The organism is Arthrobacter sp. fls2-241-R2A-172 (assembly GCF_030208885.1).
Classification (GTDB): Bacteria; Actinomycetota; Actinomycetes; order Actinomycetales; family Micrococcaceae; genus Arthrobacter.
In genome coordinates this window covers 1-1,451 of the sequence record NZ_JARVTB010000019.1, presented here as the reverse complement: position 1 = coordinate 1,451, position 1,451 = coordinate 1, and the positions used below count along the sequence as shown (strand labels likewise).

Genomic DNA, 1,451 nt, shown 5'->3' with positions numbered 1-1,451 from the left:
TTAACAAGGGGGAGCCCCGACCACGACGGTCGGGGCTCCCCCCATTTAACAACCCAGTTCCGCCTACCTTGGTTTGGGCCGGGTTCACAGCAAGCCTCGGGCTCGTTTTATGGGTCAGCTTTAGAGCGCAAGAACACGAGTTTCACTGGAGCATTATGGAAGACGCGAAGTTCCCGTTTGGCTCTGAATCGGCTCTGCAGCACGCGATGGAACAGAACCTGGCTGAACATGCCAGCCACTTGCACCGAAACCTCATCGGAGCCTCCGTTTCAAGAACTGCCGATCTCTTGATCGCCGATAGCGGTCTGGCCGACGACACCTTCAACATCGTCGCAGCAGCCCGATTCGCCCGGCACGCAGTGCAAACCCGAACCGCAGAGACGGTCCGGGCCCTGGGATCCACCGGCCGCCCTTTCTCCTGGTGGGTAGGCCCTGCCTCTATTCCGGACAATCTTGCCGAATTCCTTGGGGCCGCCGGGCTCGAGGCGTCAGAGACAGAGACAGGCATGTGGAAGGACCTGCGCGGGGATCTCCCTGAATCACGAGTGGGAGATCTGGCAATCCACGGTATTGCAGGCCTCTGAGGACGGGGAGCCGGTGTACCGCCGTCTCGGGTTCATGGCCTGTGGCCAATTCACCGAATACGCCATCGGCCCTTAGATCGTCCCTGCCAGGTAACACACGTGTGGAGGCCTTTGGACGTCAAGCTTCCCCAATGTCTCCCCGTGCCAGCGCGAAGGGCAAGCGGTCGAAGACGATGTGGATCTCAACGATATGGCCATTCCGGACTCGATGGAGCTCCGCGCCTTGTGCCCTCGGCACGGTGTCATTGCAGGTTTTCCCTTCTTTGATGGCTACGTCATGTTCACTGCTACAGGATTGTTGGGTCCGTTGATGATGCCGACGGACGAGTTTTTACCGGATTGCGACGACCGTTCGTTGAACCTTCTGCGGAGTCAATGCTCCCCGGGCCACGGAAGCGGCAGAGCAGGACATCGCCCGCAAGTTCGCCGACGCCTTCTCCCGGGACGAGATCGACTCCCTCTCGAGCTCCTAACTGATCAGTGCCGGCCCGCCATGCCGCCGGCCAGCGAATGCTACGTCACTCGTACCGCCGTCGGGAGTTTCCTTCGTGCGGGTGTGGAGGGGCGCCGCGGCGGCAGCTACGCGCTGTCTGCGGCCGGAGCGGGAGGCAGGCCAGCGCTTGCTTGCTATCTGGAGGGCCGGGGCCCTGGGGCTGTTGGTTGTCGAACCGACGGGGATGGCAGCAGGATCGCTTCGATCGTGCGCATCCTGGACGACGGATTGCACCGGCACTTGGAGATGCCCTCCTATCTGGAATGAAGGAGCATTGAGCCCGGCTCACGTCTTCATCCGGGTGGTGTTCGACGGCGGGTTGGTGGGGGTTTGGTGGGTGGTTGGGGTGGGGTGTGGGGGTGGATTTGCGTTGG

2 protein-coding genes are annotated in these 1,451 nt (G+C 61.8%); one reads left to right on the top strand and one right to left on the bottom strand.

Annotated elements, in window-relative coordinates; all coding sequences use genetic code 11:
* The first annotated feature begins 155 nt into the window (after positions 1–155).
* Positions 156–584, top strand: coding sequence for a hypothetical protein (locus QRM57_RS20155; RefSeq protein WP_257371405.1), 429 nt, complete (start codon positions 156–158; stop codon positions 582–584).
* Between the two features lie 469 nt (positions 585–1,053).
* Here the strand turns inward: QRM57_RS20155 and QRM57_RS20150 are convergent, their stop codons facing one another.
* On the bottom strand, positions 1,054–1,317 hold the full coding sequence (locus QRM57_RS20150) for a hypothetical protein (protein WP_284987948.1): 264 nt from the start codon (positions 1,315–1,317) through the stop codon (positions 1,054–1,056).
* Between the last annotated feature and the right edge of the window lie 134 nt (positions 1,318–1,451).

What these genes read in the sequence shown, in the direction of transcription:
- QRM57_RS20155 (WP_257371405.1), top strand. Translation starts at nt 156, where the DNA reads ATGGAAGACGCGAAGTTCCCGTTTGGCTCTGAATCGGCTCTGCAGCAC.